Below are 23,876 nucleotides of genomic sequence, written 5' to 3' on the forward strand. Positions count from 1 at the left end.
AGCCTATTCAAAGGCAGATGAGCATTAATATAATTTAATTGAAATTGTGGTGTGAAAGCCAAACTTAAAAGGCTACCACGTTGGCCTGCACACCACGTTCACGCTAGCGATTATTTTTTGTGTCTAGACCAATAATCGTCAACGGTTTCTTTCATTTCTTTACAGAGCAGCACAATACCAAATAGGTTAGGTAAAGTCATTACTACAATGGCCACTGCCGACAATGCCCATACCAAAGTGGTATCAGAAAACGCAGCCCATACAAAGCCAGCTACGTAGATAACCCGATATGGCATTACCGAACGGGGACCAAGCAAGTACGTCATCGCTCTATCACCATAATACGACCATGCAATGGCTGTAGAAAAAGCAAACAGCAAAAGCCCGATAGATACTATGTATTGCCCAAACTGCCCAAAGTAACCACGGGTAAAGGCGATGGTCGTTAGTGCAGCTGAGTGCACCAAGGATTTACCGCTCACTTCTAGGTTATCTCGTACGGGTTTACCCTCTTCTATTTTAAGCGTACCGGTAAATAAATCTTCGCTACCAATGTTGTATTTAACATCTTCAGCAACTGAGCGTGAATTTAACAAGGTAAAGCCATCGCTAACCGCAGTGCCATTTACTACTGTGATGCTACCTGTGTACGCTGTTATCTCATTACCTTCTACGTCGTTTAGGTAACCGTAAAGCTTATCGACATCGGCTTGATCGCTGTCATCATATTGGCCTTGAACAAAGAGCATGTCAGAACGATCGAATACGTTTTCATGCTTTTCTTTCCATACACCAGAAGACAAGATAACCAAACCAGTCACCGTACAGATAATGATGGTATCGATGAAAGGTTCAAGTAGTGACACCATACCTTCAGACGCAGGCTCTTTTGTTTTAGCCGCAGCATGCGCAATTGGCGCAGAACCCTGCCCCGCTTCGTTTGAGAACAAACCACGGTTTACACCACGGTTAAACGCATACGCAAGTGATGCGCCTAGGAAGCCACCTGCAGCCGCAGACCCTGTAAATGCATCTTTAACTACCGCGGTGAAAGAAGGAATAATATTTTCAACGTTTGCGAAAATAACCGCTAACGCACCAATAAGGTAAATAACCGCCATTACCGGCACGACTCGCGCAGTAAAAGCAGCAATGCGTTGAATACCACCAAGGATAACAAGCGCAAGTAAAATACCCAGCACGCTACCTACTGCCCAAGGCTCGAAACCAAACGTGGCTTCAATACTTTGCGCAATACCATTACTTTGCGGCAAGTTACCGGTACCGAATGAACTCACTACCGTGGCAATGGCAAAAGCCACCGCTAGCCATTTCATGTTTAAGCGTCTGTCCATGTAATACATGGGACCACCCGCCATGGTGCCATCTTCGGTTTTCACACGGTATTTGTGAGAAAGGGTAACTTCAACGAATTTCGTAGTCATACCTAAAAAGGCCGTTACCCACATCCAAAATAAAGCTGCTGGACCACCTAAGAATATGGCGAACGCCACACCACTGATATTACCGGTACCCACCGTACCTGATAGCGCGGTAGTAAGTGCGCGAAAATGAGTGGTATCACCTGGGTCGCTCTCTTTGTCGAACTTGCCGGTTACCACTTGCCAAGCGTGTTTGAAAAAACGAATTTGAGGAAATTTAAGGTAGATAGTGAAGAAAAGACCTACACCTAGCAATACGTAAGGAAACCACCCTGCGCCGCCTAAAAAACCATCCAGTATGACGAGAAAACTATATAACCCTTCCAAGGTATCACCCCTTTATTATCTTGTTGTTATGATTTCTATTATTGTATTTATTAATAAAGCCCCGATGAAAAGGGGCTTTTTTGTGATGCTAATTTAACGTATTAACCATTTAACTTCTTTACTACGGCATTTACGGCAATAAGTAAATCCTCACCTAGCTGTCTGCTGCGCTGAACAGACCAGCCATAAATTTCATCAGGCACATCGACATTGTCTTTGAATGGCATTTCAACGGTGTAAGACATGCAGTTAAACTTCTCACCTACTGCATTTGCTGCCACGGTTAAGTTCCCCTCACCTGGCGCGTCTTTATCGTATCCAAACTCATCTTGAAATTCTGGCGTTGCATTTAGTAGCGCATCTTTAAACGTATTTTCTAGCGCTTTAATTTCATCAGAATAACTTGGATTACCTTCACAGCCTGCCACAAAATTGTACGGCAGTGCTTCATCACCGTGCAAATCGACAAACATATCTACGCCTATGTTTTCCATTGCGTTCATGACATAAAGTACTTCTGGGCTTTTATCAGCGCTAGGCGTAGCCCACTCGCGGTTTAAATTGGTGCCTACCGCGTTGGTGCGCAAGTGACCGCGTGCGCTGCCATCAGGATTCATGTTAGGTACTACATAAAACACAGCGTTATCCAGCAATTGTCGCGCCAGTCCGTCTTGCTCATCTAGCAAACGGTAAATTAAGCCTTCCGCACACCACTCCGCCATGGTCTCACCTGGGTGCTGTCTGGCAGTTACCCATACTTTTTTCTTGTTCGGGGTTTCTTCTCCAATCACTAGCATGGACATATCGCGGCCATCTAGTGTTAAGCCTAGAAACCGATGTTCACATAGCAGTGACATTTGCGCATCGTGCACTAAATCTAAGTGCCTCTCATAGCTGTAAGGAATGAAGTAAGCGAAATAAACACTAGGTTGTTCGAGTGTTAGAGAGAATGTGAGGTTATCGCCATCAAACTCGCTGGGGATACGAAACCAGGTTTGGCGATCGTATGATGCAAGCACATTGTAGCCTTTCCAGCCATCTGGATACGCCGACTTTGCTAAATCAGTTAAGGTCATTGTGTGGGTAACAAACGTCTCGCCAACTAAGCGAAAATGAAACCACTGGGCAAACTCAGATTGATTATCTTTTGGAATGGCAAGACGGATGTCTTCAACCGATTCAGCGCTTAACACGTCAATGTTGCCGCTATCGAATTGACTAGAAATATGCATAAACTGTCGTTTCTCTTCTTAATTTTAGCGGTAATTTAGCATAGTCGGTAACACAAATACCATGTGCCAATGCGCTATTTATGCCTCTTGGCGGCACGGTTTTGTTTACACAAATAAAAAACCGACCCTAAGCGGTCGGTTTTTATTCAAATTGAATATTAAAGCGGCAGTGTGGGGAAACTAAGCCCTGCCATATCCCGAATAACACGCATTACCTGACAGCTATAACCAAACTCGTTATCGTACCAAACATAAAGGGTAAGACGCTTATCAGCCACTATTGTAGCCTGCGAGTCGACCACTGACGCTGCGCGAGAGCCCACTAAGTCGGTAGAGACAATCTCTTTACTTGCGGTGTAATCGATTTGGTGTTGTAAGGTAGAAAAGAGTGCAGCATCCCGTAAGAATTCATTCACTGCTACTCTATCTGTGCCTTTCGCTAAGTTAAGGTTCAAAATAGCCAGTGATACATTCGGCGTAGGCACGCGAATAGCGTTACCAGTTAGCTTGCCAGCAAGCTTAGGGTAAGCTTTCGATACCGCTTTTGCTGCGCCTGTTTCGGTAATAACCATATTAAGTGGCGCACTACGACCGCGTCTGTCACCCTTGTGATAGTTATCAATTAGGTTTTGATCATTGGTGTATGAATGCACCGTTTCAACATGACCGTCTTCAATGCCATATTCTTCATCCAACGCTTTAAGCACTGGCGTAATCGCATTGGTAGTACAACTTGCTGCTGAAAGAATGGTGTCGTCTGGCGTAATCTCGTCATGATTTACCCCATGTACGATGTTTTTAATATCGCCTTTACCTGGTGCCGTCAGTACCGCTTTAGACGCACCTTTCGCTTTAAGGTGTAAACCTAAACCATCGCGGTCACGCCATATACCCGTGTTATCAACAATAATAGCGTTGTCGATACCGTATTGGGTGTAATCAACCTCGTCTGGGCTGTTCGCGTAAATCACTTGTATAAATGAACCGTTTGCTTTTAATGCATTACGCTCATGATCGATAGAGATACTGCCGTTAAATGGCCCATGCACTGAATCACGGCGAAGTAAGCTAGCACGTTTTTCCAAATCACCATCGCGTCCGCCACGTACCACAATGGCGCGTAAACGTAGCTTATTGTTTTTACCTTGGCGTTCTATCAACAAACGCGCTAACAAACGACCTATACGACCAAATCCATAAAGTACAACGTCTTGAGGCTTCTGATCGTCCTCTTTATCAATAACGTCGCCTAACTTCTCACTTAAAAATGCATTTAAGTCGTCGTTGTCTACCGCCGAACCGTAATTAAAGTCGAAGGCCAATTTACCAATATCAATTTGAGCAGGGGCAATCTGCATTTCGCTCAGCGCAAGTAAAATTGGGAAACTCTCCCGAAGTCGCAATTTTACTCCCTCGTGCAAGCGTACTTTGCGATGCGCTTTGATCACATCAGTTGCACTGGCATTTAATAAAGAGCGGCCATAAACTGAAATTTCTACTGCGCTATTTCGGTATAGCTTACCGATAAGGGGCAACATCATTTCCGCGTATTCCTGACGCTCTTGCCAGCTGCTTTGTAATTCCTGCTCAAACTGTTGGTTCATGTTTTTGCCTTTATCGACGTAAATTAACGGTATGTGACACGTCAGTTTTTTAATATTTTAGGGTACACTAGGTGAAGATTTCGTCTGACGGTGACGAGCAGTATCTTAAAGAAACAAACAAGGATGACCAAATTGTTGATAAATTTCATGAAATCAAAAAATTTGCCTGTTCTAGGCACTTTATTTAGTAATTTTCCAACAGGTTATAAAAATGTTATCACCACGCTATCGATGACCGTCATGCTGTCTGGATGTAGCGATTGGTTCGAACCCACTATTAGTGAAATTTGCGAAACCAACAGTGAAATGTGTTTAGATTTAAGCCTAGATGCACGTTGTCGTCACGAGCGGGCCGACATCATAAGATTAAGATACAACCACCAAACAGATACCTCAGACGCGTTCAAATACCCATTATTATTAGCGTTTGAAGATTACTTGGTCTGCGTGGAAGAAGCACAGCATATTGAGCACATAAAACGTAAAGGCAAAGAAGCCACCCGCCTTAAGGGGGTCATTACTGCTCAACGCGAACTTACCCGATTAGCCCGCGAGACTAAACGTTCCCTTGACCCTTACCTTTCTTATTACCACTGGTCTCGTCACAATGACAACGAGGCGTTTCACCGGTTTGAGCGCTACGCCGCGAGCAACAAAGTTAACGATCCTGAGTTACTTATTTCTTTGGCCTCGGCGCAAATTAAAACGGATCCTGAGCGCACAATTAATACCTTGTATAAAGCACTAAGCCTATACAAAGATGCAGATGACATAGACAGTGCGGTGTACTTATCATTGGTGTCGTTAGGTACGGATAAAGAAAACTATAGAATGGCTTATGTATGGCTAGGCGTAAGCGAATACTTTGACGAAAACATACCCTCAGCTAGAAGGGAATCACTTGGCAAAAAATTTAATCTTCCGGTTGATATTTTAGACAGCGTGGTTAGTGATATTGTCTCTGCCCTTGATAACAGTCAATTCGATGCGAGCGCACTTAAGCTACATAGACTGTAATAATGAAAATGAATTACATTTTTTTCGTCAGAAATAAGTGCTAAAAAAAGAAAAAATCCGCCAAACATGAGCGGATTTTTTTATTTTTTAGGTTAAGGAAGCTAAAGCTGTATATTTTTTGTTCGACTGTTTACCTTGTGAAAGACTACCTACTCAATGTAATCGCTACAGAGTTCGAGCCTAGCCTTTTACCACAACGTCACCATTACCTTTAAATGTCAGTGAAATTGAATTCACGCAATAGCGCTGACCGCTTGGCTCTGGGCCATCTGGAAACACGTGCCCCAAATGAGAATCACATTGTTTACAGAAAATCTCTACACGATGCATGCCGTGCGTATTGTCATCTCGGTAGCCAACATTGTCGTTTTCAAGTTGCTGAAAAAAAGAGGGCCAACCACAACCAGCATCAAACTTAGTTTGTGATGAAAACAAATCCGCTCCACAGCACTTACAAACATAAGTTCCCTCTCGGGCTTCATCTAACAACGCCCCGGTAAAAGGTCGCTCTGTCCCGGCATTGCGGCACACTCGGTATTCTTCTTCAGACAGCGTTTCTTGCCATTTTTGCTCAGACATCGTTTCTCCTAAAATTCATCCCTTAAAAAGAAAAAAGGTGCGCCTAAAGAACCTGGCACACCTTTCAATTTAGTACAGGAACCGTATTAGCGTTTTATAGAAGTTTGCGGGCGTTGGGGATCACTCCATTCTAAGTGATACTTTTTACCCGCAGGCTTATCTACACGTTGATACGTGTGGGCACCGAAAAAGTCCCGTTGACCTTGTAGCAAGTTAGCCGGCAGCACCGCCGTTCTATAGGAATCATAGTAACTTAGTGATGACATCATAGCCGGGCATGGAACGCCTGCAATAGTGGCTTGCGCAATTGACTGACGCCAATCAGATTGAAATTCTGAAATCTGTTCTGCAAAGAACGGATCCATCAGCAGGTTCGACAACTCTTCGTTGTTTTCATAAGCCTTAGAAATAGACTGTAGGAAAACGGCACGAATGATACAGCCCGCGCGCCAAATTTTTGCTATTTCACCAAACTCTAATTGCCAACCATGCTCTTTGGCAGCGATAGCCATTAGTTGGAAGCCTTGCGCATAAGCACAAATTTTAGAGCAGTATAACGCTTGTTCTAATTTATTGATGATGTCTTCTTTCTGCTCATCCGAATGAACCACAGGTTCAGGGCCAGAAAGCACCTTACTTGCTGCCACACGCTCATCTTTTAAGCTAGAAATACTGCGCGCAAATACAGCCGACGTAATGGTTTGCGCAGGGCTACCTACTTGCAATGCACTAACCGCAGTCCAAAGACCAGTGCCTTTTTGCCCTGCTCTATCTAGAATAACGTCAACAAGGGGCTGCTTGGTATCTGGGTCGAGTTGGTCGAGCACTTCAGCGCTAATTTCCATTAGGTAACTATTTAGCTTACCTTCATTCCAACGTCTAAATACAGCAGCAATGTCAGAAGGCGACATTTGCAATGCTTCGCGCATCACGTGATAGGTTTCACAAATAAGCTGCATATCAGCGTATTCAATACCGTTGTGTACCATTTTCACATAATGGCCTGCGCCAACTGGGCCAATATAAGTGGCACACGGCTCACCTTCTAATATGGGTTTACCTGGCACGAAACTCTCAAGAGGTTTACCGGTTTCAGGATCGACCTTAGCGGCAATCGCTTTAAGTACAGGCTCAATTCGGGTCCACGCATAAGGGTTGCCCGATGGCATTAATGATGGCCCAAAGCGTGCCCCTACTTCCCCACCAGAAACCGCAGTAGAAAAGAAGATAAACTTGCCTTTATATTGCTCTTCCCGTGCAACTGAGTCTGTCCACAAGCTATTACCAGTATCAACCACGATATCGTCGGCATGAATACCCGCATCAATAAGATGATTACATACATGGTCGACAGGGTCGCCGGCAGGAACAGAAAGAATAATAAGATGGGGGGCTTTTAGTTTGCTGAGTAATTCGGTGTAAGAGCTGCAACCTTCAACGCGAGGTTCAGCGTTGGCATCTCGCTCACTGGCGTCTGTTACGAGAATAGCATCGACCTTATGCTGGTCTAAATCGAAACACGCTACTCGATAACCGTGATCTACCAAGTTCATTGTAAGGTTACTACCCATTACACCTAAACCGATAAAACCAATATCACACGCTGTTGTGGCGTGCTTATTTCCACCTTCATTTTGCATAGAAAAACCCTCACATTCAGAGGGAGAGCATAATACCACCTGTACCAATAAAGAACAGCATACCGTGCCGATATCCGTTCGGTATGCTATTTTTTTCGTCAGAGGTAAAGCTTACGAGGTAAATTCGTTAAAACTAAACAGAGTAAGAGACTTACCCGCTTGTAAAAATACTTTTTGAATACAGATTTTGGGTTGCTCGCTGAGTGAAGCGTAGCGAGTATCTAAATGCAAAGTCCAGCCGCCTTTCGGTGACAAACTAGGTAGATTAAACCTCACGTCGTTGTCGCTGGCGTTTACACACATAAACCAATGCTCTGGGGTTTGTTCACCTACCGCGCACCCTCTAATTTCTACACCAAAAGCTTTATTGTGTGCCGCGTTCCAATCTTCAGAGGCTTTATCGGTACCGTCAGGTTTGAACCAATTAATTTGGCTGACATTTTTCGATAACGAGTAATGGTCGTCTTCTAGTTTTATCTCGCTTAACAAGGTAGAACCTTGTTTTAGGCGAATAACATACTGGCAAAAGCTAAGGAAATCTTGCTGACGCTTGTTCATTTCCCACTGCGTCCAACTAATTGGATTATCTTGACAATAGGCGTTGTTGTTACCGTTTTGCGTGCGACTTAGTTCGTCGCCCCCTAAAATATGTGGCGTGCCTTGTGAGAAAATAAGCGTGGCAAATAAATTACGCTTCTGGCGTTCACGTAGTGCCAATATATTTTTATCTTGGGTTTCACCTTCAACGCCATAGTTAGCTGATAAGTTATGCCCGTGACCATCACGATTTTCTTCTAGGTTAGCTAGGTTATGGCGATCGGCATAACTCACTAAATCATGTAGGGTAAAACCATCGTGGTAGGTGATGTTATTCACCGATGTGGAAATATGCCGGTAGCCTTTATGAAATAGGTCGCGAGAACCCATAAAGCGAGTAGCAAAATCGGCTGCTAAGCCTTCATCACCGCGCCAAAACGCACGTGCCGTGTCTCGGTACTTATCGTTCACTTCTAGCCATGGCGTGGGGAAGTTACCCACCTGATAGCCACCAAGCCCTATGTCCCAGGGCTCGGCTAGTAAAACGGTTTGCTTTAATACGGGGTCTTGCCCGATGGCGCGAATTAGCCCAGCATATTTATTATAAGCTTGTGGCTCTCGTCCAAGGGTTACCGCTAAGTCGAAACGAAAACCATCTACACCAATAGTGGTTGCCCAAAAACGCATGGCGTCTAAAATGAGGGTCATCATGTAAGGATGAGACGTATGCACAGTGTTACCGCATCCAGAGTGATTAGAATAAACCAACTCTCCCCGCTTAGTTTGCTCTAACAGATACGCTTGATATGGGCAGAAACCTTTGTATGACAAAATAGGGCCGCCTTTACCGCCCTCTGCCGTGTGGTTGTAAACCACATCTACAATCACCTCAAGCCCCGCTTTATGGTATTCATCAACCATATGCTTAATTTCGGCCAACGCATCTTTGCTGGCATAACGAGGTTCCGGCGCGAAAAAGTTAACTGGGTTATAGCCCCAGTAATTCGTTAACCCTTTTTCCGTAATGTAAGGCTCTGGCATAAAGGAGCACATTGGCATGAACTGAACCGTGGTAATACCTAGCGCTTTTAGGTGGGCAATAACCGCGGGGTGGCTTGCCCCAAGGTACTTACCTCTGTGTTCTTTTGGCACATCGGGGTGTAACTTTGTTAACCCTTTCACATGCGCTTCATAAACAATACGTTTGTGTTTTGGGATCTCGACCTTGCGAATAACACTTTCAGGGTAATCGGCGTCTGCCACCACCACACACTTAGGCACCATAAATTGCGAGTCGAATTTATACTGCCTAGCATCCCAATGAATGGGTCTGCTTAGTTTTTTTGCATAAGGGTCGATAAGCAATTTATCGGTGGGCACACCGTGCAGTTGCCCTTCGCCGCGCTCCACTCGATAGCCATATAAATGACCTGCTTTTACATTGGGAAAGAAACCATGCCAAATATCGCCGCTTTTTTCAGGCAGCAATATTTCTTCTATAGGTTCTTCGGTATCGTTGTGAAAGAGACATAACGCCACCGCTTTCGCATCTGGCGCATAAACAGCGAAGTTGCACCCATCATCATAAGGCGTAGCACCTAATGGAAACGCTTCACCTAATAAAACATGGTTTACCTTTGTGACGTTCTGTTTCGCGTCCAACGTAATTCCTATTTCGTAATGTAAAATACGGTAGATAAAGGGGGCAAATTAATACTGATCGAGTGGTCTCGGTTATTCCATGCTACCGGCGTAGGCGTGACATGGCTGTCCACAGGATAATCGCTCCCCCAAAATACCTGACTATCAGTATTTAGTGCAAGTGCCAACTCGCCGGCCCCATCTACCCCTACGCGGTAATGTTCTCTTGGTATAGGCGTAAAGTTACAAATAACATAGACTTTTTGCTTACCATCTAGCGACGTGCGAACAAAAGACACCACACTTTGGTCGGCATTTTCATGGTCAACCCAGGCAAAACCATGATGACTGTGATCTTGTTCGTACATAGCAGGAGTGCTGGTATAAAACTGATTCAATGCTTTGTATAAGCTTTGAATACCTTTGTGTTTTTTATGTTCCAGAAGGTGCCAATCTAAGCTGGTGTCATTGTTCCATTCTTTGCTTTGTGCAAATTCATTGCCCATGAAATTTAACTTCTTGCCAGGGTGCCCATACATAAAGCCAGCATAGCACCGCACGTTAGCGGCCTGCTGCCATTCGTCACCGGGCATTTTGTGCAATAAGCTGCCTTTGCCATGCACCACTTCATCATGAGAAATAGGCAACACGAAATTTTCGTCAAAGGAATAAACCATGCTGAAGGTAATTTCACCATGATGGTAATTACGATAAGCAGGATCTTTGGCAATATACGTTAGCGAGTCGTGCATCCAGCCCATATTCCACTTAAAGCCAAAACCTAATCCACCTTCAAACACAGGCCGTGATACTTTCGGGAAGGACGTAGATTCTTCGGCAATAGTCATGGCGTCAGGATAGTGTTTATATACTTCTTCATTCATCCAGCGTAGCAGGCTAATGGCTTCGTAATTTTCATTCCCGCCATCCACATTCGGGATCCACTCGCCTTCATTACGGGAATAATCGAGATAAAGCATAGAAGCAACCGCATCGACTCGTAATCCATCCACGTGAAATTTGTCTAACCAGAATAACGCATTGGCGACGAGAAACTGGCGAACGGTCTGTTTGCCAAAATCATAAATGCACGAATTCCAATCCGGATGCCAACCTCGCCTTGGATCTTCATATTCATAAACATGGCTTCCATCAAAGCGCGCAAGACCATGGCCGTCTTCCGGGAAATGTGCAGGCACCCAATCAATAATCACCCCTAAATCAGCTTGGTGGCATTTATCGACAAAGTATTTAAATGCATCAGGGTTACCAAAACGGCTAGTTGGCGCAAACATGCCCACTGGCTGATAGCCCCACGAACCATCAAAGGGAAACTCTGAAACCGGTAATAACTCTAGATGGGTATAGCCCATCTCTTTTGCGTAAGGAATGAGGTCGTCGGCCAACTCTTCATAAGTTAAATAACGCTGACCACTGTCTGCGTCAGGGCGCTTCCACGAGCCTAAGTGCACTTCGTAAATACTCATAGGGTTGGCATATTTATTTTGTTTACGAGATGCTAGCCATGCATCATCGTTCCACTGGTACTTATCGTGGTTAAATATCTTTGACGCATGAGAAGGGTATTGCTCAGCGCTAAACCCTAGAGGATCGGTTTTGTGCGGTAATTCATGCCCGTGGGCGTCTTTAATTTGATACTTATAACGTTCACCTTCGCCTAGGTTTGGAACAACCAATACCCAATAGCCCAATGAGGTTTTTTCCATTGGATGTAAGCGTCCGTCCCATTGGTTAAAGTCACCAATTAATGAAACTGAAGAAGCGTTTGGCGCGTACACGCAAAAACGAGTGGCAGGGAGTGCCTCCCCTTTTTCAGGTGTAACAGTGATGAGTTGAGCACCGGCTTGGTGATATAGGTTTTCTGGTTTGCTATCGATGTAATGCACAGCGTGGTATGCATTATCGACGAATTGATAAGGGTCGCAATAGGTGTAGCTATCGGCTTTATTGTGGATAGTCACCCAATAAACCTGCGCACTTTGGGCCTTTGTAATTTCACCCTCGAATAAACCAGCTTCAGTGAGCGGTTTCAGCATAACCTTTGGCAATGCGGTATCTGGCCAACTTATTTCGATGGATGATGCGTCTGGACGCCATACTCGAATCTTAGTTTTACTTCCTGTTTCAATTGGCCCAAGAACGGAAAACGGCTGAGAACATGTTGCATGCTCTAATTGCTGCGCTATCTGCTTTACCCGCGTTACCTGCATCTGCTACTCCTATTAAAAACCCGCAAGAAAACGCGGGTTTACTGCCCTAATATTAGGCAAAGGCGCGCGTATTTGCACGCCAACATATTCACTTTAAAAAATGAAAATTATAACTTAAGCACTCGCTTGTTTACGTGCTTGCGTTAATTGAGCTGCCAACTCTGTTATATCATGAGTCTCGAAAATAGCCTCAACATTCTTAGTCAGCTTTCTACGCCAGTTAGGGTACTCATTGAAAGTACCTGGAATATTTACGGGCTTGTCCATTTGTAACCAGTCTTCTAGCTGCAAGCTTAATAAAGCACTTGAGCCACCAGCCATATGCACTTGCATTCCTTTACTAAGTTCGCCAGTCATGCCAGTAGTATTCACATCGCTTCCAACATTCTCAGGAATTGAATGATGACCGTGTAATGAATCTAATATTGACTGTTTGTTTGCATGGCGATCGGCATACAAGGTTTGTAAAATATCGTCTGTTGGATAAAGGCCAATATCTTTGCCAAGCGCCAAGTCAAGACAATGCCAGTAACCTATAAGCGTAGGCATGTCGTGTGTAGTAAGTGTAGACATAGACTGCACAGGGTAATGGCTTGGCGAGAAGAAACCGCCATCTTCTGCTTGCTCAAAGAAGAAAACACGGTAGGAATACACACCATTGTCTGCCAACTTACTGCGAATCTCTTCAGGCACGGTGCCTAAATCTTCACCAATCACTAAGCTTTGGTTACGATGACTTTCAAGAGCCAAAATACCCAATAAATCATCTACCGGGTAATAGACATAACCGCCCTCTTTCGCATCATCACCTTTCACTACCCACCACAAACGTAGCAGTGCCATTACGTGATCTATACGAAGAGAGCCCGACGACGCCATATTGGCTGCAAATAAGTCGATGATTGGCTGGTAAGCCTGTTCGTAGAGCTTGCGAGGATCCATAGGAGGAAGCCCCCAGTTTTGCCCCAAAGGCCCTAAAATATCAGGTGGTGCACCTACGCTAGCGTCAACGCAGTATAAATCTTTGTTACCCCAAATTTCAGCACTACCTTCACTTACCCCTACCGCAAGGTCTCGATACAAACCAATGGTCATACCGCACTCAGTGGCTTTGCTGCTCGCCGCTTCTAACTGTTGCGCTGCTATCCATTGTAAGAACAAGTAGAACTTTACTTCGCTGGCGTTGGCTTTTTTGAATTTCGCAACAGCAGGGTTGTGGTAGTCTTTGTATTCTTCAGGGAATACAGGCCACCCCCAGCAGTCTTTTCCTTTCGCTTTTAAGTGTGACTGAAGCGCATCGTATACCGCCAGCATATCTAGGCTTTCACCACCTTCGGTAACAAACGCTTTAAATGCTTTATTTTGCTTGGTATTTTTACGAAGATGGCGAGCATCGTAGACATCAAATACCGCTTTTAACGCCGCCAATTTGATATGCGCGACAGCCTCATAATCTACATGTTCAGTTGCACGAGCATGGCTTAGCGTTTTTTGGAATTCTTCTGCATTCACCACGGCTTGAACACTTTCATCATCAAAGCATTCAACAGCAGAAGCATCAATGTACAAGTAGTTTAGCCAGCGGCGAGAACTAGGACCATAAGGAGAACACGCGTCTGGGTTAGCAGGGTAAAGTGCATGAATAGGATTAAGCCCGATAAAATCTGCCCCTACGCCTGCCGCTTTTTCAATGAGCGTTGCAAGGTCGGTGAAGTCCCCTATTCCCCAGTTTTTTTCACTGCGCACACAATAAAGTTGCACGCTCAAACCCCAAATCTTTTTACCCGCGGCAATAGGCTCTGGGGTGAAGCAGGCTTTTGGTGCAACAATGATGCGAGACTCTGCAAATTGATCATCGTCAGCACTTAACGCCATGGTGTGATAACCCAGCGGTAAGTTAAGTGGCAAAGACACCACGTATTCATGGAACTCCACCTCATCGATGTGCGCCATGGTCGTCATTTCTTGGTCTACCGGTGTAAACGTATGCTTTTCAATTTTTCCGTTTTCACAGTGAACTGTAATGACATGTTCATCGTTTACAAGCTCTATAGGTAAGCGCACAACGATAACAATAGCCTCATCGCTACGAACCACTTGAACAGGGTTCAGAGGAGATAACCAAACTGAGCTAATGTCGTCTATAATTTGCGATTGAATCTTTTCTTCACTGGCGGTGTCATAACCCAGCACGTTAAGTAATTTGGCTTTACTTGACTCTGCGATGGTTGCTGGTTTGCCCCATGCGTCGACGTATTGAGTCTCTATTCCACGCATTTCAACCAGTTGTTGCAGAAGATCTTGTGTCATCGTAACTTGTTCCTGTATTCCTGTGAGAGGCACGCTTAATTTGCACTAAGCAAATTTGCTTATACGTACAAAATATTAACATTATTCTAGAAACAGTCGCGCTATGAAAACTGAATACGATTGCATAAGCTGTTGTTCGTAATTTTCCAACAGTTTAGCGTTTTTGTTTTGCCAATTATGGCATTTTGATCCATACTTTACGTAATTTATTTTCATATTCAAAAATAATCGAGGTACGTCATGACAATTCGCATCGGTATTAACGGTTTTGGTCGCATTGGTCGCTTAGTAATGCGTGCGGCTGCTGCCCGTGAAGACATCGAAGTAGTTGCTATTAACGACTTATTAGATACAGATTACATTGCCTACTTATTAAAATACGATTCAACGCACGGTTTATTCGACGGTGAAGTTACAGTAGACAACAACGACTTAGTTGTAAATGGAAAAACCATCCGCATCACATCAGAAAGAGATCCTTCAGACCTTAAATGGAACGAAGTAGATGTGGACGTGGTAGTTGAATCAACTGGCTTATTCTTAACAAAAGAAACTGCTGCTAAGCACATCGAAGCGGGTGCTAAGAAAGTGGTTATGTCTGCACCTTCTAAAGACGACACGCCAATGTTCGTTATGGGTGTTAACGATGAAAGCTACGCGGGTGAAACTATTGTTTCAAACGCATCGTGCACAACTAACTGTTTAGCGCCTCTAGCGAAAGTACTTAACGATAAGTTCGGTATTGTAGATGGCCTAATGACAACGGTTCACGCAACGACAGCTACTCAGAAAACCGTTGACGGTCCTTCTATGAAAGACTGGCGTGGTGGTCGTGGCGCTGGCCAAAACATCATTCCATCGTCTACTGGTGCTGCAAAAGCAGTAGGTAAAGTTATTCCTGCACTTAACGGCAAGCTAACAGGTATGGCTTTCCGCGTACCTACGCCAAACGTTTCAGTAGTTGACCTTACCGTTAACCTAGCAACACCAACTAGCTACGACGCTATTTGTGCGGCAATGAAAGAAGCATCTGAAGGCGAGCTTAAAGGTATCATGAGCTACACTGAAGACGCGGTTGTATCAAATGACTTTATCGGCAACGCCAATACATCAATTTTTGATGCAACAGCGGGTATTGCACTTACCGACACATTCGTAAAAGTTATCTCTTGGTACGACAACGAATGGGGCTATTCAAACAAAGTTCTAGACTTAGTTGCTCACATTTCTAAGTAATCAGGTTTATCGATAACGGCGACTTTGTTGATCAGTTATTGAGTACATTGTTAATAGACTGAAAAAAGGTGTGAATACTATTCGCACCTTTTTTATTTTCAATGCACAATAAGCCATTATTAAATGGTAATGCGAGACCTTGCGGAAATCTCGACAACGGTACAATCAGCACGTTGCTTCATGGAGGATTTATGTCAACAGAATCATTGCAAGTAAGCGAATCAAACGGATTGACGTTTTTAGAGGTAGATAACCACCTCGGTTCAGCAAAAATCAGTTTATTTGGCGGACATGTTTTATCTTTTATTCCCAAAAAAGATGGTCAAGAACGCTTATGGGTAAGTCCCCATGCCTACCTTAACGGGGAGCGACCCATTCGGGGCGGCATACCTGTGTGTTGGCCATGGTTTAGTGACGATCATGGTAAAGCGAAAGGTGAGCTGCCTGCCCATGGTTTTTTGCGCACACAAGTGTGGCAGTTAACTTCATCAAGTGAAGATGAAGCTGGCACGCATATTACGCTTACTCCTTCCTTCACTCGAGCGGAAGGATTTGAATATGACTGTGCGGTTACCCTATCGATTACTGTAGGTAACGCTCTTACTGTATCGCTAATAACTGAAAATACAGGCGTAGTGCCATTTATTTACAACTGCGCGTTACACAGTTACTTCCATGTTGATCATATTCAAGCGGTTCGCCTTGAAGGTGTAACCGGTGACTATAAAGATAAGCTCGATGACTGGGCGGTAAAGCCCACACCGGAAAATTATACTTTTACCGGTGAAACTGACCGTATTCATATGAGCCCGGTAGAAAAAGCGTCTATTGTGGTAAACGATAAACCATTTACTGATGTTGGTTCAAAAGGCCACGACTCATTGGTGGTCTGGAACCCATGGCAGAGTGCTGCTTCAATTTCTGATATGGATCCGTTCGGGTACAAACATATGCTTTGTGTAGAGTCGTCTATCACCCAAGGTAAGACACTACAGCCAAGTGAGTCTTATGCCATGGTGCAAACGATAACGCCTGTGTTGCGCTAGCGAGCCGTTTAACGGCTTAAATAAAGTAATGCGCTAACGAGCTGTTTATTGGCTTGAATAAAAAAGCCCCGATAATAAGTGACGTCATATCAGTCACCATTACCGGGGCTTTTTTTAATGCTTTTTAATTAGCTGATGTTGGCACCCGCAACCGCTTCTTTAGCAAGTTGCGTAATACGTGACCAATCACCTGACTCAATAGCATCGTCTGGCGCTAACCAAGAACCACCAACACAAACCACGTTCTTAAGGGCTAGGTAATCATTGTAGTTACCTGGGCCAATGCCACCTGTTGGGCAGAACGTAAATTCTGGAAATGGACCACTGATCGCTTTAATCGCTTTAACACCACCAGACGCTTCAGCTGGGAAGAATTTCATATGGGTGTAACCCGCGTCTTTCCCTTTCATAAGTTCAGACGTTGATGAAATACCTGGAATTAGCGGTATTTCTGCTTCCATACCCGCTTTTAATAAATCAGCTGTCATACCAGGGCTAATTGCAAATTTAGCACCTGCTTCAATAACCGCTTTAAGCTGTTGTGCATTCGTTACCGTACCAGCACCAATTAAAGAATCAGGTACTTCGTCAGCAATACGCTTAATAACGTCGATAGCAGCAGGCGTACGAAGCGTAACTTCTAATACTTTAATGCCACCTGCCATAAGGGCTTTTGCTAGCGGAACTGCCTTTTCCACGTCGTTGATAACCAATACAGGTACAACAGGGCCAGCAGCAAAGATATCAGCTGGCGAATATTTCCATTTACTTGTCATAAATCAGCTCGCAGTATGTTGTTGAAGATAAGCAGCTGCACCTAATAAGCCGTGATCAGGCTCTGCTATCAAATAAGTAGGAATATCTTTCACATAGTGCTTCATTTGTCCTTTCGCTTCGAAACGAGCTCTAAAGTCACTATTTTGAATGAATTCAGGGAAACGGTTTGCAATACCACCGCCGATGAAAATACCACCTGTTGTGGCCATATTTAACGCCAAATTACCCGCAAAGCTGCCCATAATTCTGCAGAACTGCGTTAAGGTAGCGGCTGCAATATCACAGGTACCGGCTAATGCGGCTTCTGTAATTTGAGCAGGTTCAGCGAATGTGGCTTCTTTACCTGCATCTTGTGCCAGTGCGGTATAAATATTAAGTAATCCCCTGCCAGACATTACTTCTTCAGCAGAAGCGCGGCCGAAGCTTTTTTGCAGGTGACGCCATACCACAACATCAGTTTCATCAACAGGAGAGAAGTCAACATGACCGCCCTCGCCGTCTAGGGTTTGCCAGCCTGTAGAGGTCATCGTGATATGCTCTACACCCAAGCCTGTACCTGGGCCAAATACTGCAATGTTACCACCGGCTTTCGCCGTACCATCGCCAATTTGAACCACTTGTGAATTACTTAAAACCGGTAACGAATGTGCCACAGCGGTAAAATCGTTAATCACAAATAATGAATCTAATTTTAACTGCGAGCATAGCGCATTCTGCGAAAACGCCCAGCTATGGTTTGTCATCACGACTTGGTCGCCCAATACCGGGCAAGCAATACCAATACACCCTTCGGTGAATTGGTATTCAGGCATTTCAGCAAAATACTGTGAAATTGCCAAATCGATACTGGCAAAATCATTACACATGTATTTCTTTATATCGGTTACACCTGTTTCGGTAACCCGAGCTACGCGAATGTTAGTGCCCCCTACATCGGCCACAAACTTCTGGCTCATAGCGCCTGCTCCTGGTTGTAGAACAACGAGCATGCACCTTCTTCAGCACCGGTAAGGATAGCACGCATGCCGCCGAACATTTCTCGGCCCATTCCAATATGGTGGTGACCAATATCGGCAGGTTTCGCTTCACGGGCTTCAAGGGTAGCTTCATCAACGTGCAACGTTAATGCGCCGGTTTCTGTATTAAGCTCAATCAAGTCACCCGCTTCTACTTTTGCAAGCAAACCGCCTTTATAGGCTTCTGGGGTAACATGGATTGCGGCTGGAACTTTACCTGAGGCACCAGACATACGTCCGTCAGTGACCAAGGCCACTTTGAAGCCTTTGTCTTGTAACACACCAAGAGGGGGTGTTAAACGATGCAATTCTGGCATACCAATAGCCGAAGGCCCTTGGAAACGAACTACAACAATGCAATCTTTGTCTAAGTCGCCCGCTTTAAAGGCAGCGTCTAAGTCGAACTGATCTTCAAACACTACTGCTGGCGCCTTGATGGTGCAATGTGGAGTGCGAAGCGCTGATGTTTTAATTACACCGCGACCAAGATTACCTTCCAGCACACTTAATCCACCATCTGGTTTAAACGGCGTTTCTACTGTGGCGAGCACTTCTTTGTCTAAAGACTCAGTAGGACCATCACGCCATTCAAGCTCACCGTCTTTCAACATTGGCTCTTTGGTATAGAAGTCTAGTCCTTCACCACAAATAGTATTAACGTCGTTATGCAACAACCCAGCATCTAGCAATTGCTTGATAAGCAATGACATACCGCCAGCAGCTACAAAATGGTTAATGTCGGCAGAACCGTTAGGGTAAATACGAGTAAGCAAAGGCACAGCATTAGAAATATCTGAGAAATCATCCCAGTTAATGATGAAACCGGCAGAACGCGCAACAGCAATTAAGTGCATGGTATGGTTTGTGGAACCACCTGTTGCTAATAAGCCTACTAAACCATTCACAATGGCTTTAGCGTCAACAATATGACCGATTGGACGGTATGTATCGCCTAAGTCAGTAATACGTGTTGCTTGAATAGACGCTGCTTTCGTTAAGGCATCACGAAGCTCTGTACCTGGGTTTACAAACGAAGAGCCAGGTAAATGAAGGCCCATCATCTCTACCACTAACTGGTTAGAGTTTGCTGTACCGTAGAAAGTACACGTACCAGCAGAGTGATAAGATTGAGATTCAGCTTCAAGTAGCGCATCACGCCCTACTTTACCTTCTGCGTATTCTTGGCGAACGCGCGCTTTTTCTTTATTCGGTAAGCCAGAAGGCATAGGACCAGCTGGCACAAATACTGTTGGCAAGTGACCAAAGCTTAACGCACCCATTAATAATCCAGGTACGATTTTATCGCAAATACCTAGCATAAGGGTTGAGTCGAACATATTGTGCGAAAGCGCAATAGCAGCACCTTGGGCAATATTGTCACGGCTCATTAAGCTCAAATCCATACCGGTTTGACCTTGAGTCACACCGTCACACATAGCGGGAACACCGCCAGCAAACTGAGCCACACTACCTACGCTTTTTACTGCATCGCGAATAATCGCAGGATACGTTTCGTATGGCTGGTGCGCCGAAAGCATGTCGTTGTAAGCTGATACAATCGCCACGTTCGCTTTTGTCATCGAGCGCAGATCAGATTTATCTTCTGTGCCACAAGCCGCGAAACCATGGGCTAAGTTTCCGCACGAAAGCACACCGCGGTGAGGACCTTGGCGGCGTGCGTGTTCAATTTTTTCTAAGTATGCCTTACGGCTGTCTTTGCTACGCTCTATAATACGCTGCGTAACTTCTGCAATTCTTGAATCCATCATTGTCTCCTATGGCGCCCACATCAAGGTTACCGGGGCTCTGTTTACCACGGCCGTGATGGGCTTTTGCGCTTCGGTAGCATTATCCAGTGCATCAAGCAGAACCTGCTTTTTCTTATCACCGGTTAAATGCAGAAAAATATGTCGACTGTTTAGCAACGCCGGCAACGTAAGTGAAATACGTTGATGGGGTGCAGTTGTAGGTTGTACAGCAATACATGTGCGGCCACTGTTCATGCTCAAGCCATCATTGACTTGTTCAGAACAGGGGAATAGTGATGCGGTATGACCGTCTTCACCCATGCCTAAAATTAGCGCATCAAAAGGCTGGGACATACTTGCAATCGCTTTTTCAGCAGCATTTACGCCTTCGCTAGCATCAGCAACGTCGCTTTTTAATTCAACGAAATGTGCTGCACTGGCTTTATTTTGAATAAGGTTCGCTTTTACTAAACTGGTGTTACTGGCTTCATGACCTTCTTCCACCCAACGTTCATCAGCAAGGGTTATATCTACCTTGTCCCACTCTATGTCGGTTTCGCTCAACTGCTTAAACAGCGCAAGAGGCGTTCTGCCGCCACTTACCACAAGCGAAGCACGCCCGCGGGTTTTAATGCCAGTTTTAAGAATGCTCACCAAGTCTTCAGCAAAGGCTGAGGTGAGCGCATCAGGTGTATCGAATGAAAGAGTTGTTAACGCCATATTATTTCTTCTTCCTTACCGTTTTGCTTTCGTACCAACTGCGATTCGCGCGTGCCAAAAGGCCAATTGAATCTACCGGTCCCCACGTACCTGCCTGATAAGGCTCTGGTGGTTCATTAGACGATTTCCATGCTTCTAAAATTGAATCAACCCATGTCCAGGCTTGTTCAATTTCATCACGGCGAACGAACAGCGCTTGATTGCCTAGCATGACTTCAAGAAGTAGCTTTTCATAGGCATCAGGAATACGATCGTCAGCAAAGGCTTCAGAGAAGCTCAAGTTCAATTTTGATTTTTGTAAATCCATAGAGCCAGAGCTGGTTAAGCCAGGCACTTTGTTCATTACGGTAATTTCAACACCTTCATCAGGCTGAAGTCGAATTACCAGTTTGTTAGGTGGCAAGTTTTTAAAGCTATCGCCAAACAAGTTGTGTGGCTGACGCTTAAAGTAGATAACCACTTCACTGACTTTCGATGGCATACGCTTGCCAGTACGAAGGTAGAACGGAACACCCGCCCAACGCCAGTTATCAATCTCTGCTTTAATAGCAATGAAGGTTTCCGTTCTACTTTGAGTGTTAGCACCCTCTTCTTCCAAGTAGCCTGGTACTTCTTCACCTTTAACAAAACCTGCTGTGTACTGTCCACGAACCGTGCTATCGCTAATGTTCGTTGAATTAATCGGGCGCAGCGCTTTAAGAACTTTAAGCTTTTCATCACGAATGCTGTCAGCATCCAGTGTTGTAGGTGGCTCCATGGCCACTAAGCTTAAAATTTGAAGCAAATGGTTTTGCACCATATCACGCATTTGACCTGCGTCGTCGAAATAGCCCCAACGGCCTTCAATACCTACCGATTCTGCAACTGAAATTTGAACATGGTCAATACAGTTGTGATCCCAGTTGGTCGCGAAGATAGAGTTAGCAAAACGAAGTGCAACAAGGTTAAGTACCGTTTCTTTACCAAGGTAATGATCGATACGATAAATTTGTTTCTCGTCGAAGTATTCGGCAACTTGCTCATTAATTACTTTTGAAGACTCAAGGTCATGGCCAATTGGCTTTTCAAGTACCACACGCACACTCGAGTCGATGATTTTACAGCCGTGTAAACCACGACAGATATCGCCATAAATAGAAGGCGGTGTTGCTAAATAACACACCATAGTACGAGCAGGGTCAACATGGTCTTCTAAAACGCAGTAGCTAGCGATATCTTTCATATCGACACATGCATAATGAAGACGCGCTTTCATGCGCTCCCACGTTTGCTCACAAAGCTCTTTATCACCAAACTTAACTAAGTTTGTATGCACCTCAGCGATATAGTCTTCTAATTCCATTTCGTGGCGAGCTACGCCAACAATCGTTGTGTCTGGGTGGATAAGCTCTGCTTTTTCAAGCTGATATAATGACGGCAGTAATTTGCGTCGTGAAAGATCACCCAATGTGCCAAAGAGCACGAAATCACAGGGTTCGTAGGAATTTTCCAATACCATTTTCGTCGACCTTTTAAATGTATGTGTGAAACTAACGTGAGGTAGACGTACCTTCTAACGCCATCCACGTGTTATTAGCATATAGTTAACACCAAATGTAGTAAAATTACAACTTTTGGAAACTATTGAATCTCATTTCTATATATTAACGGGTTAGTACCCTAACTTGGCCCCTTTTGTTCCCCAGAAATGATAAAAAATGTCAAAAAATTACATTTTTCTTGTCACTTCCGTCACATTGGGTACTATGAGTCGGGTAACCTACATCAATTTTCCCTTACTAATTGCTTTCTGTATGAATATTTTAGAAAAAATTACACAAAATAAAGCGTCATTCAGCAAATCAGAACGAAAAGTGGCTGATGTGATCCTTGCGAATCCGCAAACAGCTATTCACTCGAGTATAGCAACCTTGGCCAAAATGTCGGATGTTAGTGAACCGACAGTTAACCGCTTTTGTCGACGTTTAGATACGAAAGGCTTTCCAGACTTTAAACTTCATTTAGCACAAAGTCTCGCAAATGGAACGCCGTACGTAAACCGTCATGTTGATGAAAACGATGGGCCAGAAGATTATACCAACAAAATCTTCGAATCGACCATGGCTTCTCTTGAAGTTGCGCGACAGTCTGTAGACGTGCAAGTGGTTAATCGCGTTGTAGATTTGTTAACTCAAGCACAAAAGATATCGTTTTTTGGACTTGGCGCATCAGCCTCTGTGGCACACGATGCACTAAACAAATTTTTCCGTTTCAATGTGCCAGTGGTCTACTTTGAAGACATTTTGATGCAGCGCATGAGCTGCATGAATTGTTCTACTGGCGATGTTGTGGTGCTTATCTCACATACCGGCCGAACCAAAAGCTTGGTAGAGATTGCACAGATTGCCCGCATGAACGATGCAACGGTGGTTGGTATAACGTCAGCCGACAGCCCATTGTCACATGAATGTACGTATGTATTGTCGCTTGAGGTGCCGGAAGATACTGATATGTATATGCCAATGGCATCACGTATTGCGCAACTTACGCTCATAGACGTGCTTGCTACAGGGTTCACGTTACGACGCGGTAATAAGTTTAGAGAGAATTTAAAGCGGGTGAAAGATACCTTGCGCGGTTCTCGCTACGAAAAGCGCAACGAATAAGTACTGCTGCTTCACGCATTCGAGTTAGCCTACCAATACGTGCATTGGTGCCTAACTCGGGTTCGCTATACTTGTAATACTTCGGTAAATGCCCCGCTCCCTACTCTCTTCGGTAATTAACCACATTT

Annotated in this window: 17 protein-coding genes; 4 read left to right on the forward strand and 13 right to left on the reverse strand. The window is 44.5% G+C overall.

The genetic code is table 11. The annotated features are described in order from the left end of the window. Window positions 1–110 precede the first annotated feature (110 nt). From J5X92_RS12100 to J5X92_RS12110, 3 genes are all read right to left on the reverse strand, one after another. Window positions 111–1,769 (reverse strand): AGCS family amino acid carrier protein, encoded by a 1,659-nt coding sequence (locus J5X92_RS12100; protein ID WP_208805842.1) that lies wholly within the window; start codon window positions 1,767–1,769, stop codon window positions 111–113. Window positions 1,770–1,870: 101 nt separating this feature from the next. Beyond that, complete coding sequence (locus tag J5X92_RS12105) at window positions 1,871–3,001, reverse strand: M14-type cytosolic carboxypeptidase (RefSeq protein ID WP_013783654.1); 1,131 nt, start codon at window positions 2,999–3,001, stop codon at window positions 1,871–1,873. A 158-nt stretch (window positions 3,002–3,159) separates the two neighbouring features. Next, window positions 3,160–4,605 (reverse strand): glyceraldehyde-3-phosphate dehydrogenase, encoded by a 1,446-nt coding sequence (locus J5X92_RS12110; RefSeq protein WP_013783653.1) that lies wholly within the window; start codon window positions 4,603–4,605, stop codon window positions 3,160–3,162. Window positions 4,606–4,752: 147 nt separating this feature from the next. On the opposite strand from J5X92_RS12110, the gene J5X92_RS12115 reads away from it, so the two are divergent. Further along, a complete protein-coding gene (locus J5X92_RS12115) occupies window positions 4,753–5,622 on the forward strand; it encodes a DUF2989 domain-containing protein (protein WP_126873408.1) in 870 nt (289 codons plus the stop codon). 180 nt (window positions 5,623–5,802) lie between these two features. On the opposite strand, the gene msrB is transcribed toward J5X92_RS12115, so the two are convergent. The 5 genes from msrB to malQ all read right to left on the reverse strand — a co-directional run bounded on the left by msrB (window position 5,803) and on the right by malQ (window position 14,560). Beyond that, entirely contained in the window at window positions 5,803–6,201 is a 399-nt protein-coding gene (gene msrB, locus J5X92_RS12120) for a peptide-methionine (R)-S-oxide reductase MsrB (protein WP_013783651.1), read from the reverse strand. A gap of 86 nt (window positions 6,202–6,287) precedes the next feature. Beyond that, window positions 6,288–7,841, reverse strand: coding sequence for an NADP-dependent phosphogluconate dehydrogenase (gene gndA, locus J5X92_RS12125; RefSeq protein ID WP_208805843.1), 1,554 nt, complete (start codon window positions 7,839–7,841; stop codon window positions 6,288–6,290). A 111-nt stretch (window positions 7,842–7,952) separates the two neighbouring features. After that, window positions 7,953–10,040, reverse strand: a complete 2,088-nt coding sequence (glgX, locus tag J5X92_RS12130; RefSeq protein ID WP_013783649.1) for a glycogen debranching protein GlgX — start codon at window positions 10,038–10,040, stop codon at window positions 7,953–7,955. A gap of 8 nt (window positions 10,041–10,048) precedes the next feature. Then, entirely contained in the window at window positions 10,049–12,250 is a 2,202-nt protein-coding gene (gene glgB / locus J5X92_RS12135) for a 1,4-alpha-glucan branching protein GlgB (RefSeq protein ID WP_208805844.1), read from the reverse strand. A 114-nt stretch (window positions 12,251–12,364) separates the two neighbouring features. Then, complete coding sequence (malQ, locus tag J5X92_RS12140) at window positions 12,365–14,560, reverse strand: 4-alpha-glucanotransferase (protein ID WP_208805845.1); 2,196 nt, start codon at window positions 14,558–14,560, stop codon at window positions 12,365–12,367. A gap of 240 nt (window positions 14,561–14,800) precedes the next feature. Between malQ and gap the strand changes: the two genes are divergently transcribed. Further along, window positions 14,801–15,796, forward strand: coding sequence for a type I glyceraldehyde-3-phosphate dehydrogenase (gene gap / locus J5X92_RS12145; protein ID WP_013783646.1), 996 nt, complete (start codon window positions 14,801–14,803; stop codon window positions 15,794–15,796). 191 nt (window positions 15,797–15,987) lie between these two features. Beyond that, a complete protein-coding gene (locus tag J5X92_RS12150) occupies window positions 15,988–16,842 on the forward strand; it encodes a D-hexose-6-phosphate mutarotase (protein WP_208805846.1) in 855 nt (284 codons plus the stop codon). 128 nt (window positions 16,843–16,970) lie between these two features. Here the strand turns inward: J5X92_RS12150 and J5X92_RS12155 are convergent, their stop codons facing one another. Genes J5X92_RS12155 through zwf form a run of 5 tightly spaced genes read right to left on the reverse strand, consistent with a single transcriptional unit; the run spans window position 16,971 to window position 22,601 of the window. Next, entirely contained in the window at window positions 16,971–17,618 is a 648-nt protein-coding gene (locus J5X92_RS12155) for a bifunctional 4-hydroxy-2-oxoglutarate aldolase/2-dehydro-3-deoxy-phosphogluconate aldolase (protein WP_208805847.1), read from the reverse strand. 3 nt (window positions 17,619–17,621) lie between these two features. Next, the gene (gene glk, locus J5X92_RS12160; RefSeq protein WP_208805848.1) at window positions 17,622–18,575 is read right to left on the reverse strand and encodes a glucokinase; all 954 of its coding nucleotides are present in this window, start codon (window positions 18,573–18,575) and stop codon (window positions 17,622–17,624) included. After that, window positions 18,572–20,401, reverse strand: coding sequence for a phosphogluconate dehydratase (gene edd, locus J5X92_RS12165; RefSeq protein WP_013783642.1), 1,830 nt, complete (start codon window positions 20,399–20,401; stop codon window positions 18,572–18,574). Before edd ends, glk begins: the two co-directional genes overlap by 4 nt. Before the next feature lie 9 nt (window positions 20,402–20,410). Further along, window positions 20,411–21,103 carry a 6-phosphogluconolactonase gene (gene pgl / locus J5X92_RS12170; RefSeq protein WP_013783641.1) on the reverse strand — a complete coding sequence of 231 codons (693 nt, stop codon included), beginning with the start codon at window positions 21,101–21,103 and terminating at the stop codon, window positions 20,411–20,413. Window position 21,104: 1 nt separating this feature from the next. Next, window positions 21,105–22,601 carry a glucose-6-phosphate dehydrogenase gene (gene zwf, locus J5X92_RS12175; protein ID WP_208805849.1) on the reverse strand — a complete coding sequence of 499 codons (1,497 nt, stop codon included), beginning with the start codon at window positions 22,599–22,601 and terminating at the stop codon, window positions 21,105–21,107. Between the two features lie 295 nt (window positions 22,602–22,896). Here zwf and J5X92_RS12180 point away from each other — a divergent pair, with 295 nt between their 5' ends. Continuing rightward, window positions 22,897–23,748 (forward strand): MurR/RpiR family transcriptional regulator, encoded by an 852-nt coding sequence (locus J5X92_RS12180; RefSeq protein ID WP_126873424.1) that lies wholly within the window; start codon window positions 22,897–22,899, stop codon window positions 23,746–23,748. Window positions 23,749–23,876 lie beyond the last annotated feature (128 nt).

It is taken from the genome of Alteromonas sp. K632G (assembly GCF_017653625.1).
Classification (GTDB): Bacteria; Pseudomonadota; Gammaproteobacteria; order Enterobacterales; family Alteromonadaceae; genus Alteromonas; species Alteromonas naphthalenivorans.